The organism is Caldimonas manganoxidans ATCC BAA-369 (assembly GCF_000381125.1).
GTDB classification, from domain to species: Bacteria; Pseudomonadota; Gammaproteobacteria; order Burkholderiales; family Burkholderiaceae_C; genus Caldimonas; species Caldimonas manganoxidans.
In genome coordinates, this window is sequence record NZ_KB905929.1 from 187,733 (window position 1) to 203,306 (window position 15,574).

Here is a 15,574-nt window from a genome sequence, read left to right on the forward strand (position 1 = left end):
CCATGGTAGCCCAGGCGCGCGCGCCGCCCCACCCTCGGATGAAGGGTCAGCCCGCGTTGGTCAGCACCAGCTTGCCTCGCACCTGCCTGGCTGCCATCAACTCGAAGGCTCGGGGCAGTTCGGTCATGGGCAGCTGGTGCTCGATCACCGGACGGATTTTCCCCTGTGCATACCACGTCGCAAGCTCGGCCAGCGCTTGGGCATTGCGGGCAGGCTCGCGGCGTGCGAACTCCCCCCAGAACACGCCCACGATGGAGGCCCCTTTGAGCAGCGCCAGGTTCAGAGGCAGGGACGGGATGGTGCCCTGCGCGAAGCCGATGACCAGATAGCGCCCGCGCCAGCCGATGGAGCGGAAGGCGGGCTCTGCCAAGTCACCGCCCACCGGGTCGTAGATCACATCGGGGCCCTGCCCCCCGGTGAGGGTCTTGATTTCCTCGCGCAAGTTGGCCGTGCCGTAATTGATCGTGGCATCGGCGCCAATCTCACGGCATAGCGCGCATTTCTCGTCCGACGACGCCGCTGCGATCACGCGGGCTCCGGCGGCCTTGGCGATCTGGATGGCCGCCGTGCCCACGCCGCCGGCCGCACCCAGCACCAGCACCGTTTCGCCCGCTCGCAGTGCAGCGCGATCCATCAGCGCGTGATGGCTGGTGCCGTACGTGCACAAGAAAGCGGCCGCATCGGGGAAACTGAAGCCAGGCGGCAAGGGCATGACGAGCGAGGCCGGTACGCAGGCATGGGTGCCGAAGCCGCCCAGGCCCCCGAAGGCAGCCACGGCATCGCCAGGCCGAAGTTGCGTGACGCCTTCGCCCACCGCATCGACCACGCCGGAAAATTCCGAGCCCGGCACGAAAGGCACGGGGGGCTTGACCTGGTACTTGTTTTGTACGATCAACAGATCCGGAAAGTTCAAGCTGGCTGCTCGGATCGCCACCCGGACTTCTCCCTTCTTGGGTTCAGGGGTGGGCACTTCTTTCCAGGTGAGGGCTTGCGGGCCGATGGGGTTGTCGCAAATCCAGGCATGCATGTCGTGTCTCCTCGAGGGTGCGCAGGGCGCTTGTCGCAAGTTGTTGTCGCAAGGGCGCTGTCATGATCCATGATAAGCATGCAAGCCTGCCCAACGCGTCACCGACGTGACGTGTCCCTACAATGCCTGCCATGCGCATCTTGATTGCCAATGACGACGGCTACCTCGCCCCGGGGCTGCAGGCCCTGGTCGAGGCCTGCCGGGATCTGGGTGAGATCCATGTGGTGGCTCCCGAGCAAAACGCCAGTGCGACATCCAATGCGCTGACGATCCACCGCCCGTTGAGCGTGTTCACGTCCTCCCAGGGCTATCACGTGGTCAATGGCACCCCCTCGGACTGCGTGCATGTCGCCCTGACGGGCATCTTGTCACAGCGGCCCGATCTGGTCGTCTCGGGCATCAACAACGGGGCGAACATGGGCGAGGACACCTTGTATTCCGGCACCGTCGCTGCGGCCATGGAGGGCTATCTGTTTGGGATTCCGGCCATTGCCTTTTCCCTGGTGGACAAGGGTTGGCATCACTTGGGGACGGCCGCCCGTGTGGCTCGGGAGTTGGTGCAGCAAGCGCTGACGCGCCCGATGACGTCTGGCCCTTATCTGCTCAGCGTGAACATTCCCAACCGTCCCTATGAAGCGCTGACCGGCCGCGAAATCTGCCGCCTTGGGCGCCGTCATGCCAGTGCAGGGGTCATTCGGCAGACCAATCCTCGTGGTGAGCCGATCTACTGGATCGGGCCGGCCGGCGACGCACGTGAGGCCGGTGAGGGCACCGATTTCCATGCCATCGCGCAAGGGCGGGTTTCGATCACACCCCTGCAGTTCGACCTGACCGACCATGCGGCAGCGCCGGCGTGGCGCCAGTGGCTGGCGGAGGGCGGATGAGGCGGCCGCGCCACTTCCCGCTCAGTCTGGATCGGCTGAGCCGCGGCCATGCTCCGGTTCCCCGTGCGGCCGATGGTTTGCTGCGCCCGCAAGGGCCCGTGCGGGCCGCGGCGCTGGATCAGCGCCGCCAGGCCGTGCCGGTGGGGCTGGGGCTGGACTCCGACTTGGTGCGCCGTCGCATGGTCGAGCGCTTGCGGGCTCAAGGAGTGCGCGACGAGCATGTGCTGGCGGCCATGCTGCAGGTGCCACGGCACCGGTTCGTCGATTCGGCCCTGGCCAACCAGGCCTACGAAGACACCAGCTTGCCGATCGGTTTGCAACAAACCATCTCCAAACCTTCCGTCGTGGCGCGCATGATCGAGCTGATGATGGGGGGGCGTTCACCGCAGAGTCTCGGTCGGGTGCTCGAAATCGGCACCGGCTGCGGTTATCAGGCGGCGGTGCTCAGTCTGCTGGCGCGTCAAGTCGTCTCGATCGAGCGCTTGCGGCCGCTGCACGACAAAGCCCGTGAACTCCTGGCCCCTTTGCGGCATCACAATCTGCGCCTGGTGTATGGTGATGGCATGCTCGGGCACGCCCCGAATGCTCCTTATGACGGCATCATTGCCGCCGCCGGTGGTGCGCAACTGCCTCAGGCCTGGCTCGACCAACTGGCCCCTGGCGGCCGTTTGGTCGCTCCGATGCTCACCCCTGCGGGCGGCCAGGTCCTGGTGTTGATCGAGCATCGTGACGGGCGTTATGTGCGTACGGAGCACGAGCCCGTTCACTTCGTCCCCTTAAAATCAGGCACGACCTGAACACTCGAAAAGGAAGTCATGAATTTCCGCCTCGCAGGCCGTTCATGGAGGGTATGGAACACGTGCGTCGCGGCAGCGGTGCTGTTGTCCGCCTGCGCCTCGCCTCTGCATCGGGCGCCGGTCGAAGAGCGCAATCTCACCGGCTCTGTCGGCGCAGCACCATCTCCCAATGGCCAGGCGACGCCGGCCGCGCCGGCGGCCCATCCCCATGCCGGTCAACCGGGCTACTACACCGTCAAGCCCGGCGACACTTTGATCCGCGTGGGCCTGGAGACCGGCCAGAGCTGGCGCGACATCATGCAGTGGAATCAACTCGAGAACCCCAACGTTCTCGAGGTCGGGCAAGTCTTGCGCGTGGTGCCGCCGACGGCCGATGCGACGGTGGCCTCCACCAAGCCGGTCGGCGTGGCGCGGGTCGAATCTCGCCCCTTGGAGGCGCGCGCTACGGCAGCGGCCTCGGCACCGCCCAGTGCGACGCCCGCACCGGCCGCGTCCAGTCCGCCGCAGCCTGCTGCGGCGCCGGTGGCTTCGGGGCAGGCGCGTGAAGTCGACGACATCCTGTGGACCTGGCCGGCCGCCGGGTCGGTCATCGCAGGCTTCGACGAGACGCGCAACAAGGGCTTGGGCATTGCCGGCAAGCCTGGCGATCCGGTGTTCGCAGCGGCCGATGGCAAAGTGGTGTATGCGGGCTCGGGGCTGCGTGGCTACGGCAACCTCGTGATCGTCAAACACAGCAATAGTTACCTCACGGCCTATGCGCACAACCAGGCATTGCTCGTCAAGGAAGACCAAACCGTGCGGCGTGGCCAGAAGATCGCCGAGATGGGCTCCACCGATGCCGATCGGGTGAAGCTCCACTTCGAGATTCGCAAGGAAGGCAAGCCGGTCGATCCGGCTCGCTATTTGCCACCGCGCTGAAGACATCCCCCCGCCTGTCGGAGATGGCCCCATGACCAGGAAGCGTGTCGAGTCCAACGGACATGCCGATCCTGGAGGCGAAGGGGAAGACGGCGCGCGCGCAGACGACATCCCGCCCATCCATGATCTGCCCGTCGAGGGCTCGCCTTCGGTCGAGGGCCTGGCCGACCGTGAGTTCGAGGTCGGCGAGTCCGAGGTGGGCAACACCTTGCAGAGCTACCTGCGCGAGATCCGCCGTACTCCGCTGCTGAGCCCGGAAGAGGAATTTGCCACCGCCACCCGTGCCCGCGAAGGGGACTTCCAGGCTCGCCAGGCGATGATCGAGCACAACCTGCGCCTGGTGGTGAGCATTGCCAAGAATTACCTCGGTCGCGGCCTACCGATGACCGATCTGATCGAGGAAGGCAACCTCGGACTCATGCACGCCATTGGCAAGTTCGAACCGGAGCGTGGGTTCCGCTTTTCCACCTACGCGTCCTGGTGGATCCGCCAGAGCATCGAGCGCGCCATCATGCACCAGGCCCGTCTGGTGCGCTTGCCGGTGCATGTCGTGCGCGACCTCAATCAAGTGCTCAAGGCACGCCGGCAAATCGAAGCCCACCAAGATCGCCTGGGCGACGGGGATCGCCCTGTCCGAGTCGAAGACGTCGCGGCGCTGCTGGGGCGACCCGTGCAAGAGGTGGCCGAGCTGCTCAAGCTTGCGGAGACGCCGACCTCCCTCGATGCTCCGTTGGAGCGTGACGCGACCGAATCGATGATCGACATGGTGGCCGACGAGCAAGCCACCGATCCGATGGGGCTGGCGTTGCACCATGAAGTCGAGCAACTGCTCGACACTTGGCTGCAAGACCTCAGCGAGCGGGAACGCGAGGTGCTGACGGGCCGTTATGGCTTGCATGACCGCGACCCCGAGACCTTGGAGGTGCTGGCCGAGCGTCTGGGCCTCACGCGCGAGCGCATCCGACAGATCCAGCAGGAGGCGCTGGTCAAACTCAAGCGTCGCATGATGCGGCAGGGCGTGGACCGCGATTCGATCTTTTGACGATCCGGCGTCGGCGGCGGCCGCGGGATAATCCGCGTCATGAGTGAAGTGAATGAATGGCTGCGCATCGAGTCCCTCGATCTCGAAGCGCAGGGCGTGGCGCACGATGCGCAGGGCAAGGTCGTGTTCGTCGAAGGCGCTTTGCCGGGGGAGGAAGTCCAGGTCAAGGTGCTGCGCCGCAAGCATCAGTGGGAGCAAGCCACCGTGACGGCCTGGCGCCGTCAAAGCCCGCAGCGTGTGCAGCCGCGCTGCCCTCATTTCGGCATCTGCGGTGGCTGCAAGATGCAGCATTTCCACGTGACCGCCCAGGTGGCCGTCAAGCAAAGGGTACTGGAAGACAACTTGTGGCATTTGGGCAAGGTGCGGCCGGACTTGGTGCTGCGGCCGATCGAAGGCCCTTCCTGGGGATATCGCTACCGTGCCCGCTTGTCGGTGCGTCACGTGCCCAAGAAAGGCGGGGTGCTCGTGGGCTTTCACGAGCGCAAGTCCAGTTACGTGGCCGACATGCGCCGTTGCGAGATCCTGCCGCCGCATGTCAGCGCCTTGCTGGAGCCCCTGCGCGAACTGATCGCGGCCATGCACTCGCGCGATCGCTTGCCGCAGATCGAGGTCGCCGTCGGTGACGCGGTCGATCACAGCGTCACTGCTTTGGTGTTGCGCCATCTCGAACCGCTGGACGAACACGACCTGGCTCGGCTGCGGGATTTCGCGCGTGAGCATCGCATCCAGTGGTGGCTGCAGCCCAAAGGTCCCGACAGCGTCCATCTGTTGGACCCGGCCGAGGTTCCGCTGGCCTACCGACTGCCGGAGTTCGGGATCGAGATGCCGTTTCGGCCGACCGATTTCACCCAGGTCAATCACCACATCAACCGCGTGCTGGTGGGCCGGGCCGTGCGTTTACTGGATGTTCAGCCGCATGAGCGAGTCATCGACTGGTTCTGCGGCTTGGGCAATTTCACGCTGCCGCTGGCGCGCCAAGCCCGCGAGGTCTTGGGCATCGAAGGCAGCGAAACCCTGGTGCAACGCTCGCGTGAGAATGCGCGGCACAACGGTCTGGATGGGCGGGCCCGCTTCGAGGCGCGCAACCTGTTCGAGTTCGAGGTGGCCGACCTGGCGCGATACGGGTCGGCGCAGAAGTGGCTGATCGATCCTCCCCGCGAAGGCGCACTCGCACTGAGCAAGGCCCTGGCCGAGTGGCACCAATGTCCGCAGTCGGCTCCAGACTTCCAGCCTCCGCAGCGCATCGTCTACGTGTCATGCAACCCTGCCACGCTGGCGCGCGATGCCGGCCTGTTGGTGCACCAGGCCGGCTACCGTTGCGCCGCCGCTGGCGTGGTCAACATGTTTCCTCACACGGCCCACGTCGAGAGCGTGGCTGTGTTCGAGCGGGGCTGACCCCTGCGGGACCCTGGACAGCGCAAGCAATCCCCCAGGCGTTGCGCAGCACGGGATGGCGCGGCTCGGCCCCGACGGTCCATCCCGTGTAGGCCGCATGCAAACCCTGGGTCATCGAGCCGTTCGAGACGGTTCCCATCTGCGGTGCAACCCGTGCTTGGGATGCCCGACGATCCGGGCGCGGTGAGCGCCCTGCTGCGGACGGCCTCGACTCTGGAGTAGGCTTGTGCCTGGGCGGCGTGGTGTCGCCAGATTCCTTCCCAAGGACCACCCATGCAACAGAAATATCAGCTGACGCTCGAAGACGTGAAAAAAATTGCCCAGGCCGCCGAGGCCGAAGCACTGGCCCACCATTGGGCCGTGTCGATCGCCATCGTGGACGACGGCGGACACCTGTTGTGGTTGCAGCGCTTGGATGGCGCTGCGCCGATCTCGGCCCATATCGCGCCGGCCAAGGCTCATGCGGCCGCGCTGGGGCGGCGTGAGAGCAAGGTCTACGAAGACATCATCAACCAGGGGCGCACCGCGTTCCTGAGTGCGCCCACGTTGCATGGTCTGCTCGAAGGAGGAGTGCCTATCATGGTGGAGGGGCAGTGCGTCGGGGCCGTGGGGGTCAGTGGAGTGAAATCCACCGAAGACGCACAAATCGCCCGTGCCGGCATTGCGGCCCTCATCGGCTGAAGAAAAGCCCTCGGCTGACGTGGCCGAGGCCTCTATTTGGTCAGGATAAGCTTGCCGAACTTGGTGGCGCGCAATTGATACAGCGCGCCGTTGTGTTCGATTTGGATTGATTTGCGTCCCTGGAGCAGGCGGCTGCTGGGCAGGGTGATCTCCTGTCCCAAGACTTCGGGCTCCTGGGACGGCTTGGGCAGGCGTGCGGTCGACGGGCGAGGCAGACTCAGGGTCGGTTTCATGTCTCAGGCCTTTGTGCGTGGACGCTCATCCTGTACGGTGAACGGGTCGCCGAGCAGCAGGGATTCAGCAGGCAAGAGCCCACCAAGCCGCTGCGGCGACGATCAGCAGACTCAATAACCAGTCCTTGGGGTGGGCTCAGGCCAGCGCCAGGGCCGGGGCCATCACCGAGGCGGCTGCCGCTTGGGCCGGGTGCGTTTGAGCGGCGCGCAAGACCGAGGCAGCACAATCGGCGCAGCGGCCGCAGCAAGTTGCGACGCCAAGCTCCATTTGCAGGTCTTCGAGGGACCCGCAGCCTCGATGCGCGGCATGCACGATGTCGCGGTCGGAAACCCGGCGGCACACACAGACGATCATCTCGGAGCCCTTGGCATGGTTGGAACTGGGATCAGTATAAATAAGAATGATTCGTACTACAAGTCGGCTGGGGTCCGGAATGTGTACGGGTCGGCACGGCGTGCGACTTTCATTTGGTTGCCAATCCGCACGGGATTTCCCCCCTCTGGGGGAAGCGCACGGCCCAAAGCTGCCTCGATACTGCGCAGGGCAGCGTGTGCCCATGCTGCGCGCAGCACTGGATCTCTTCCTGTAGACGTCATGCGTTCGACTCGGACCAGCCTCTGTGGGCCCGTTCTGTCTGTATGCCCCCGTTGGGGGGCCATGATGGAGGCGCGGCCGTGAAACCCATCGAAGCAGCCTCGGCCGCTCAGCGGTCGAACGCGACGTCCGGTGTGTACGGCGACCGGTTGCGGTTTTGGTTTCCAGTGGTTCTGTTCGTCTTGGTCGTGGGGGCTTATTGTTGGCGCCGTGGCGACGATTGGCGCTGGTACGAACTGGTGTGGGCGGTGGCTTCGCTGGTTCAGGCGGCCATTCGTTGGCCGCACGTACAGGCCAATCGGGTCAACCGGGTGCGCCTGCAGCGAGTGGATCGACGCGAGCAGTGGCTGATGTTCCTGGTGTTTCTGGGGCTGCTGTGCTTGCCCATGCTGGCGCTGGCCACGCCATGGTTCGATGCGCTGAACTATCGCTTGCCGCACTGGGCGCCCTGGGTCGGCACGGCGATGATGGTGGCGTCGCTGATTTATTTTCATCGGGCGCACGCCGACCTGGGGCGACATTGGTCGCCCTCGCTGGAAGTGCATGAAGAACATCGCCTGGTCACCCAAGGGGTGTACGCTCGGGTACGTCACCCCATGTACGCCTCGATCTGGATCTTTGCTCTGGCGCAACCCTTGCTAGTGCACAACTGGCTGGCCGGCGCGTTTGGGGTGCTGGCGTTCGGGCTGCTGTATGCCTTGCGAGTTCCCCGAGAAGAAGCGCTGATGCTCGACGTGTTCGGCGACGACTACCGGGCTTACATGCAGCGCACCGGCCGCCTGTGGCCCAGGCGGCCGCGCTGATTCTGGAGCACTTGCTCAGGAGACCTCGCCCATCTGGGACTGCAGGTAGTTTTGCACCCCGACTTTGCCCACCAGTTCGATCTGGGTCTCCAGGAAGTCGATGTGCTCCTCGGTGTCGTCCAGGATGTCCTGCAGCAGGTCGCGCGACACGTAATCACGCACGGACTCACAGTGGGCAATCGCCTCTTTGATGGTGGATTGCGCCGCCGTTTCGAGCTGGAGATCGCAGTTCAGGATCTCCACCACGTCTTCCCCCACCAGCAGCTTGCCCAGATCCTGCAGGTTGGGCAGACCATCGAGCATGAGGATACGGTCGATCAAGCGGTCGGCATGCTTCATCTCCCCGATCGATTCCTCGTATTCCTTCTTCGCGAGCTTGTCCAGGCCCCAGTGCTTGAGCATGCGGTAATGCAGGAAATACTGGTTGATGGCCGTCAGCTCGTTTTTGAGCTGGGCATTGAGGTACTCGATGACTTTGGCATCACCTTTCATGGGGCTCTCCTAGTGTTGTTGATCGTGGGTCGGGGACGATCGACCGACACTCCATTGTGCGGCCATCCTCCCTGGTGCCCGAAGGAGTGACGCCATATCCCTGGAGATCCATTCGGGCTGCGTGTGCGTGCGACAGGCGTTCGCATTCTCATCCGCATTTGTCCAATGATTTGCAAACGAGAATCGTTCGCATTAATATGCTTGCATCGACCCACCGGAGACCTCATGAAGCCCGATGTCCTGAGCCCCGTCTCGATGCACGAGGAGGAGCACGAGCTGCCGTGCGCCGAGGGCTTGCTGGCGGCCAGCTTGGCCTTGATGACCGGCTACTCTGATCCGGCGGCTTGCCCGGCTCACCGGCCCTTGTTGGCCCGCAAGATCAGTGAGAACCTTGCGGCGTTGTGCGAGCACCCCTTGTTGAACCCGAACTTCAGAACCGTGTTGTGGGGCTTGTGCCAGCGCTGGCAAGCCCGCTGCGAGTCGGAGGCGCGTCATGGGGCGGCCAGCCCGTCGGCCGTCGAGGGGCGGTTGCCCTGGGTGAAGGCCCCGGCCACCCTGCAGTGATCCTTCTTCGTGGGTCTGCGGCGGGAAGGTCGGCAGGGTATAATCGATAGGTTTACCTGCAACCATCCCCCGCCCTCGCGAAACTTCCCGCCGAATCCTGACCGGACGCCTGCTGGAGGCGTAGCGCTGGGCGCGCACAACACCGGAGAACCCCGTGCTGCCGCAACTGCCCCAAGCTCTCTTAGCACTCGCAGACGGCACGGTCTTTCGTGGCACCTCGATCGGCTCGCCCGGTCATACGGTCGGTGAAGTGGTGTTCAACACCGCGCTCACCGGCTACCAAGAAATCCTCACCGACCCCAGTTACTGCCGGCAGATCGTCACGTTGACGTATCCGCACATTGGCAACGTGGGCGTCAACGATGAGGATGTCGAGGCGTCGAAAGTCCATGCCGCCGGCCTCATCATCAAGGACCTGCCGGTCCTGGCATCGAACTTCCGTCAAACTCGCTCGCTGTCGCAATACCTGGTCGACGAAGGCACGGTGGCCATCGCCGACATCGATACTCGACGCCTGACTCGGATCTTGCGGACCACGGGCGCCCAAAACGGTTGCATTCTGGCCCTGCCGGCCGGGCAGCCCCTCACGCAAGCGCATGTCGAGGAGGCGGTGTCCAAAGCCAAGGCTGCGCCCAGTATGGCCGGACAGGATCTGGCGCAGGAGGTGAGCGTCAGTGCGCCCTACGAGTGGACGCAAACCGAATGGCGTCTGGGGCGTGGCTACGGCACCCTGGCGGCGCCGCGCTTCCATGTCGTGGCCTATGACTTCGGTGTCAAGCGCAACATCCTGCGCATGTTGGCCCAGCGTGGATGCAAGATCACCGTGGTGCCGGCTCGTACGTCAGCCCAAGAGGCTTTGGCGCTGCGTCCCGATGGCATCTTCTTGTCCAACGGGCCTGGCGACCCGCAGCCCTGCGACTATGCGATTGCGGCGGCACGTGAGTTGATCGACACGGGCATTCCAACCTTTGGGATCTGCCTGGGCCACCAGATCATGGCGCTGGCCTCGGGGGCGCGCACGTTCAAGATGAAATTCGGTCATCACGGGGCCAACCACCCCGTGAAGGACCTGGACAGCGGGCGCGTGAGCATCACCAGTCAGAACCATGGCTTTGCGGTGGACGAAAAGACCCTGCCGGCCAATCTGCGCCCCACCCATGTGAGCCTTTTCGACGGCACGCTGCAGGGCCTGGCCCGCACCGACAGGCCCGCTTTTTGTTTCCAAGGCCACCCGGAAGCTTCTCCCGGACCCCATGACATCGGCTATCTCTTCGACCGGTTTGTGTCGCTGATGGAGAACAAGAATGCCTAAGCGCACAGACATCCAAAGCATCCTCATCATCGGCGCGGGCCCGATCATCATCGGCCAAGCCTGCGAGTTCGACTATTCCGGCGCCCAGGCGTGCAAAGCGTTGCGTCAGGAGGGCTACAAGGTCATCTTGGTCAACAGCAATCCTGCGACCATCATGACCGACCCGGACATGGCCGATGTGACCTACATCGAGCCCATCACGTGGCAGGTCGTCGAGCGCATCATCGCCAAGGAGCGGCCAGATGCCATCCTGCCCACCATGGGAGGACAGACCGCGCTGAACTGCGCGCTCGACTTGCATCGCCATGGCGTGCTGGCGAAGTATGGTGTCGAGATGATCGGCGCCAACGAGCATGCGATCGAGAAGGCCGAGGACCGGCTGAAGTTCAAGGAAGCGATGACCAAGATCGGCCTGGATTCAGCCAAGTCGGGCATCGCGCATTCGATGGAAGAGGCCTGGGCCGTGCAAAAGCGCATCCAGGCGGAGATCGGGGGCTCAGGCTTCCCGATGGTGATCCGGCCCAGCTTCACGCTGGGTGGCACGGGCGGTGGCATTGCCTACAACCCGGAAGAGTTCGAGGAGATCTGCAAGCGTGGGTTGGACTTGTCGCCGACCAACGAGCTGCTCATCGAGGAATCGCTGATCGGCTGGAAGGAGTACGAGATGGAGGTCGTGCGCGACCGCGCCGACAACTGCATCATCGTGTGCTCGATCGAGAACCTCGACCCGATGGGCATTCATACGGGGGACTCCATCACCGTGGCGCCTGCGCAAACGCTGACGGACAAGGAATACCAGCTGATGCGCAACGCCTCGATCGCCATCTTGCGCGAGATCGGCGTGGATACCGGCGGCTCCAACGTGCAGTTTGCGATCAACCCGAACAACGGGCGCATGATCGTGATCGAGATGAACCCGCGTGTGTCGCGTTCATCGGCCCTGGCGTCCAAGGCCACGGGCTTTCCGATCGCCAAGGTGGCGGCCAAGTTGGCCGTCGGCTACACGCTGGACGAGCTGCGTAACGAGATCACCGGTGGCGCCACGCCCGCGAGCTTCGAGCCCAGCATCGATTACGTCGTCACCAAGATCCCGCGCTTTGCCTTCGAGAAATTCCGTGAGGCCGATCCCCATTTGACCACCCAGATGAAGTCGGTGGGCGAGGTCATGGCCATGGGGCGCACCTTCCAGGAAAGCTTCCAGAAGGCCTTGCGCGGACTGGAAACCGGCATTGATGGCCTGACCGAACGCAGCACCGATCGTGAGGAGATCGTGCAAGAGATCGGTGAGCCCGGTCCTGAGCGCATTCTGTACGTGGCCGATGCCTTTCGTATCGGCATGAGCTTGGCCGAGGTGCACGAGGAAACGTCCATCGATCCCTGGTTTCTTGCGCAGATCGAGGAGCTCGTTCGTATCGAATCTGGCTTGGCGGGGCGCGCCTTGCCCAGCCTGACGGCCGAGGAGTTGCGTTTCCTCAAGCGCAAAGGCTTTTCTGACAAACGGCTGGCCCGCTTGCTGGGGACCGACCAGCATGCCGTGCGGCAGGCCCGCCACGCTTTGGGCATCCGCCCGGTTTACAAGCGTGTGGACACCTGCGCGGCCGAGTTCGCCACGCAGACGGCTTACATGTACTCCACCTATGACGAGGAGTGCGAAGCCGACCCCTCGAACCGGAAGAAGATCATGGTGCTGGGCGGTGGGCCCAACCGCATCGGTCAGGGCATCGAGTTCGACTACTGCTGTGTCCATGCGGCGCTGGCCATGCGTGAAGACGGGTACGAGACCATCATGGTCAACTGCAACCCCGAGACCGTGTCCACCGACTACGACACCTCCGACCGTCTGTACTTCGAGCCGGTGACCTTGGAAGACGTGTTGGAGATCGTCGAGAAAGAAAAGCCCGTCGGGGTGATCGTGCAATACGGCGGACAGACCCCGCTGAAGCTGGCGCTCGATCTGGAGGCCCAAGGCGTGCCCATCATCGGCACCAGTCCCGACAGCATCGACATCGCCGAAGACCGCGAACGCTTTCAGCAGTTGCTGCACACCTTGGGACTGAAGCAGCCGCCCAACCGCACGGCCCGCACCGAGGAGCAGGCCTTGCAGATGGCGCGGGAAATCGGTTACCCGCTGGTGGTGCGTCCCAGCTATGTGTTGGGTGGTCGGGCGATGGAGATCGTGCATGGCGACAAGGATCTGGAGCGCTACATGCGCGAGGCCGTGCGGGTGAGTGAGAAGTCGCCGGTGTTGCTCGACCGCTTCCTCGACGATGCCATCGAAGTCGATGTGGATTGTGTCGCCGACGGCGAGTCGGTGATGATTGGCGGCATCATGGAACACATCGAGCAGGCCGGCGTGCATTCCGGTGATTCGGCTTGCTCCTTGCCGCCGTACACGCTGTCACCCGGCCTGCAAGACGAGCTGCGGCGTCAGACCACCCTCCTGGCTCAAGCCCTGAAGGTGGTGGGTCTGATGAATGTGCAGTTCGCCATCCAAGGCGAAGGGGAGGAGGCCACGGTCTATGTGCTGGAGGTCAACCCGCGGGCTTCGCGCACCGTGCCGTATGTGTCCAAGGCCACTGGTCAACCCCTGGCCAAGATCGCCGCGCGCTGCATGGCCGGGCGCAAACTGAAGGATCAACAGGGCTTGGGCGGACGTCCGCCGCGCGAGGTGATCCCGGCGTATTTCTCCGTGAAGGAAGCGGTCTTCCCGTTCAACAAATTCCCCGGGGTCGATCCGGTGCTGGGGCCCGAGATGCGATCCACTGGTGAGGTGATGGGCGTGGGCAAGACCTTTGGCGAGGCGATGCTCAAGAGCCAATTGGCCGCCGGCTCGCGTCTGCCCACCAGCGGCACGGTGTGCCTGACGGTGAAGGACGCCGACAAGGCCAGGGCGGTGGATGTGGCTCGCCAGCTGCATGCGCTGGGCTTCCAACTCGTGGCCACGCGGGGCACGGCTGCGGCCATCGCTGCGGCCGGCATTCCTGTGCGGGTGGTCAACAAGGTCAAGGAGGGGCGTCCGCACATTGCCGACATGATCAAAGCCGGCGAGATCCAACTCGTGTTCACCACGGTCGATGAAACGCGCACGGCCATTGCAGACTCACGCTATATCCGCACGGCAGCCTTGGCCAACCGTGTGACCTACTACACGACCATGGCCGGTTGCGAGGCTGCAGTGGAGGCGATGAAACACCAGGCCGATCTGGTCGTTTATTCCGTGCAAGAATTGCACAAGACGCTACACTGATTTCCATCTTCTGAACCCAGGCCGCCGCCGACCGTCCCCTGCGGGAATCGGCGGCGGCCGATTTTTTGCTGACCTGCGCTACCGTTCTCGAGCGGCCACCGCTTGGGGATCGGGCGCTTTGACCATGTGAGAGAGTAGACCGTATGGCCACCATTCCGCTGACCAAACGAGGCGCCGAGAAGCTCAAGGCCGAACTCGCGCGCCTGAAATCCGTGGAACGTCCGGCCGTGATCCATGCGATCGCGGAGGCCCGCGCGCAAGGCGATCTGTCTGAGAATGCCGAGTATGACGCGGCCAAGGACAAGCAGGGCTTCATCGAGGGCCGCATCCAAGAGATCGAAAGCAAGCTCGCCGTGGCCCAGATCATCGATCCGGCAGCGCTCGACGCGGGCGGTCGGGTGGTCTTCGGCTCGACCGTGGACCTCGAGGAAGAGGAATCCGGCGAGACCGTGACCTATCAGATCGTCGGCGACGACGAAGCCGACCTCAAGCAGGGCCTCATTTCCATCAGTTCGCCCATCGCGCGGGCGCTCATTGGCAAGGAAGCAGGGGACGTGGCCGAGGTGCAGGCGCCCGGCGGCATCAAGCGATACGAGATCGTCGAGGTTCGCTACATCTGATCGATCGGAGGACCCGTCATGCTGCGGCGTTGGATGGCCTGGGTCGCCGGCCTGTGGGCTGGAGCCGTGCTGACCATCGGCTCCGTGGCCGCGCCCTCGGCATTTGCGGTGCTCGAGCGCGCCCAGGCCGGGCGCTACGTGGCGCGGATATTCGCCATCGAGGCCCATGCCAGTTTGGCCTTGGCCGTGGTGCTGATCCTGCTGGCGCGCCGGTGTGCCAAACAGCAGGCCGGCTCGCACTTCAGCCTGGAACTGGGGCTGGCATTGATGGCCCTGTTTTGCACCGTTGCAGGCTATTTCGCGTTACAGCCCATGATGGAAGCCGCGCGGGCCGGGCAGGGCGCCTGGTCGTTTGCGGCCCTGCATGGGGCCTCGTTGGCCTTGTTCGTCCTCAAGGGATTCGCGTTGCTGGCCCTGGCCTGGCGCGCCACCGCCGTGGCCGCGCGCCCCTGACCGGGACGCCGCGGCGCCTCCGGGACTCAGGACTCGAGGGCGCGCTTTTTGCGACTGACGATGCGTTTCTTGGCCCGCTTGACCGTGCCACCTTGGGTCAGGCGCTGGTTGCCCAGAATCGTGACCTTCTTCACCTCGGGGCGTTGCCCCCCGCGCTTGGAGTACTTGATCACCTTGACCACCCTGGGGCCGGGTTTACGATCCTCGTCCACGGGTTTTTCTTTGGGCGGGATCGGGCGCCACAGCACCAGCAGCTTGCCGATGTGTTGGATGGGGGCGGCGCCCAGGCGGTCGCTGAGCTGTGCGAGCATGTCCTCGCGGACTTGCCGGTCGTCGGAAAAAACGCGCACCTTGATCAGGCCGTGGGCCTTGAGGGCGGCGTCGGTTTCCTTCAGGACGGCGTCGGTGAGACCCTCGGCGCCGATCAGGACGACGGGGTCGAGATGATGGGCCTCGGCGCGCTTTTCCTTGCGCTGGGCCGCAGTGAGTGTGATCGCGGACATCCGCCTAT

At 64.3% G+C, this 15,574-nt stretch carries 17 protein-coding genes; 12 read left to right on the plus strand and 5 right to left on the minus strand.

All coding sequences use genetic code 11. The annotated features are described in order from the left end of the window. Positions 1-46: 46 nt before the first annotated feature. Positions 47-1,027: an NADPH:quinone oxidoreductase family protein gene (locus F615_RS0100885; protein ID WP_019559283.1), complete on the minus strand. Its 981-nt coding sequence runs from the start codon at positions 1,025-1,027 to the stop codon at positions 47-49. A 131-nt stretch (positions 1,028-1,158) separates the two neighbouring features. On the opposite strand from F615_RS0100885, the gene surE reads away from it, so the two are divergent. The 6 genes from surE to F615_RS0100915 all read left to right on the plus strand — a co-directional run bounded on the left by surE (position 1,159) and on the right by F615_RS0100915 (position 6,744). Beyond that, positions 1,159-1,911 (plus strand): 5'/3'-nucleotidase SurE, encoded by a 753-nt coding sequence (gene surE, locus F615_RS0100890; RefSeq protein WP_019559284.1) that lies wholly within the window; start codon positions 1,159-1,161, stop codon positions 1,909-1,911. Continuing rightward, positions 1,908-2,708, plus strand: coding sequence for a protein-L-isoaspartate(D-aspartate) O-methyltransferase (locus F615_RS0100895; protein WP_019559285.1), 801 nt, complete (start codon positions 1,908-1,910; stop codon positions 2,706-2,708). The genes surE and F615_RS0100895 overlap by 4 nt, the downstream gene beginning before the upstream one ends. 18 nt (positions 2,709-2,726) lie before the next feature. After that, complete coding sequence (locus tag F615_RS0100900) at positions 2,727-3,626, plus strand: peptidoglycan DD-metalloendopeptidase family protein (RefSeq protein ID WP_026329903.1); 900 nt, start codon at positions 2,727-2,729, stop codon at positions 3,624-3,626. Between the two features lie 31 nt (positions 3,627-3,657). Continuing rightward, positions 3,658-4,668, plus strand: a complete 1,011-nt coding sequence (rpoS, locus tag F615_RS0100905) for an RNA polymerase sigma factor RpoS (RefSeq protein ID WP_019559287.1) — start codon at positions 3,658-3,660, stop codon at positions 4,666-4,668. A 39-nt stretch (positions 4,669-4,707) separates the two neighbouring features. Continuing rightward, positions 4,708-6,063 (plus strand): 23S rRNA (uracil(1939)-C(5))-methyltransferase RlmD, encoded by a 1,356-nt coding sequence (rlmD, locus tag F615_RS0100910; RefSeq protein ID WP_026329904.1) that lies wholly within the window; start codon positions 4,708-4,710, stop codon positions 6,061-6,063. Positions 6,064-6,336: 273 nt separating this feature from the next. After that, positions 6,337-6,744 (plus strand): heme-binding protein, encoded by a 408-nt coding sequence (locus tag F615_RS0100915; RefSeq protein ID WP_019559289.1) that lies wholly within the window; start codon positions 6,337-6,339, stop codon positions 6,742-6,744. Positions 6,745-6,776: 32 nt separating this feature from the next. Here F615_RS0100915 and hemP read toward each other — a convergent pair whose 3' ends face one another. Together hemP and F615_RS20675 are read right to left on the minus strand one after the other, a co-directional pair. Further along, entirely contained in the window at positions 6,777-6,977 is a 201-nt protein-coding gene (gene hemP / locus F615_RS0100920) for a hemin uptake protein HemP (protein WP_019559290.1), read from the minus strand. A gap of 136 nt (positions 6,978-7,113) precedes the next feature. Next, positions 7,114-7,536 (minus strand): (2Fe-2S)-binding protein, encoded by a 423-nt coding sequence (locus tag F615_RS20675; RefSeq protein ID WP_310731994.1) that lies wholly within the window; start codon positions 7,534-7,536, stop codon positions 7,114-7,116. A gap of 116 nt (positions 7,537-7,652) precedes the next feature. On the opposite strand from F615_RS20675, the gene F615_RS0100930 reads away from it, so the two are divergent. Then, positions 7,653-8,375, plus strand: coding sequence for a protein-S-isoprenylcysteine O-methyltransferase (locus F615_RS0100930; RefSeq protein WP_019559292.1), 723 nt, complete (start codon positions 7,653-7,655; stop codon positions 8,373-8,375). Between the two features lie 15 nt (positions 8,376-8,390). On the opposite strand, the gene bfr is transcribed toward F615_RS0100930, so the two are convergent. After that, positions 8,391-8,867 carry a bacterioferritin gene (gene bfr, locus F615_RS0100935; protein ID WP_019559293.1) on the minus strand — a complete coding sequence of 159 codons (477 nt, stop codon included), beginning with the start codon at positions 8,865-8,867 and terminating at the stop codon, positions 8,391-8,393. A gap of 225 nt (positions 8,868-9,092) precedes the next feature. Between bfr and F615_RS0100940 the strand changes: the two genes are divergently transcribed. The 5 genes from F615_RS0100940 (at position 9,093) to F615_RS0100960 (ending at position 15,063) form a co-directional block, all read left to right on the plus strand. Further along, entirely contained in the window at positions 9,093-9,431 is a 339-nt protein-coding gene (locus tag F615_RS0100940) for a hypothetical protein (protein ID WP_019559294.1), read from the plus strand. A 154-nt stretch (positions 9,432-9,585) separates the two neighbouring features. After that, entirely contained in the window at positions 9,586-10,743 is a 1,158-nt protein-coding gene (gene carA / locus F615_RS0100945; RefSeq protein WP_019559295.1) for a glutamine-hydrolyzing carbamoyl-phosphate synthase small subunit, read from the plus strand. Further along, positions 10,736-13,990, plus strand: a complete 3,255-nt coding sequence (carB, locus tag F615_RS0100950; RefSeq protein WP_019559296.1) for a carbamoyl-phosphate synthase large subunit — start codon at positions 10,736-10,738, stop codon at positions 13,988-13,990. Before carA ends, carB begins: the two co-directional genes overlap by 8 nt. A gap of 143 nt (positions 13,991-14,133) precedes the next feature. Further along, a complete protein-coding gene (greA, locus tag F615_RS0100955) occupies positions 14,134-14,610 on the plus strand; it encodes a transcription elongation factor GreA (RefSeq protein WP_019559297.1) in 477 nt (158 codons plus the stop codon). 18 nt (positions 14,611-14,628) lie between these two features. Then, positions 14,629-15,063, plus strand: a complete 435-nt coding sequence (locus tag F615_RS0100960; protein WP_019559298.1) for a DUF4149 domain-containing protein — start codon at positions 14,629-14,631, stop codon at positions 15,061-15,063. 26 nt (positions 15,064-15,089) lie between these two features. Here the strand turns inward: F615_RS0100960 and F615_RS0100965 are convergent, their stop codons facing one another. Continuing rightward, a complete protein-coding gene (locus F615_RS0100965; protein ID WP_019559299.1) occupies positions 15,090-15,566 on the minus strand; it encodes a YhbY family RNA-binding protein in 477 nt (158 codons plus the stop codon). Between the last annotated feature and the right edge of the window lie 8 nt (positions 15,567-15,574).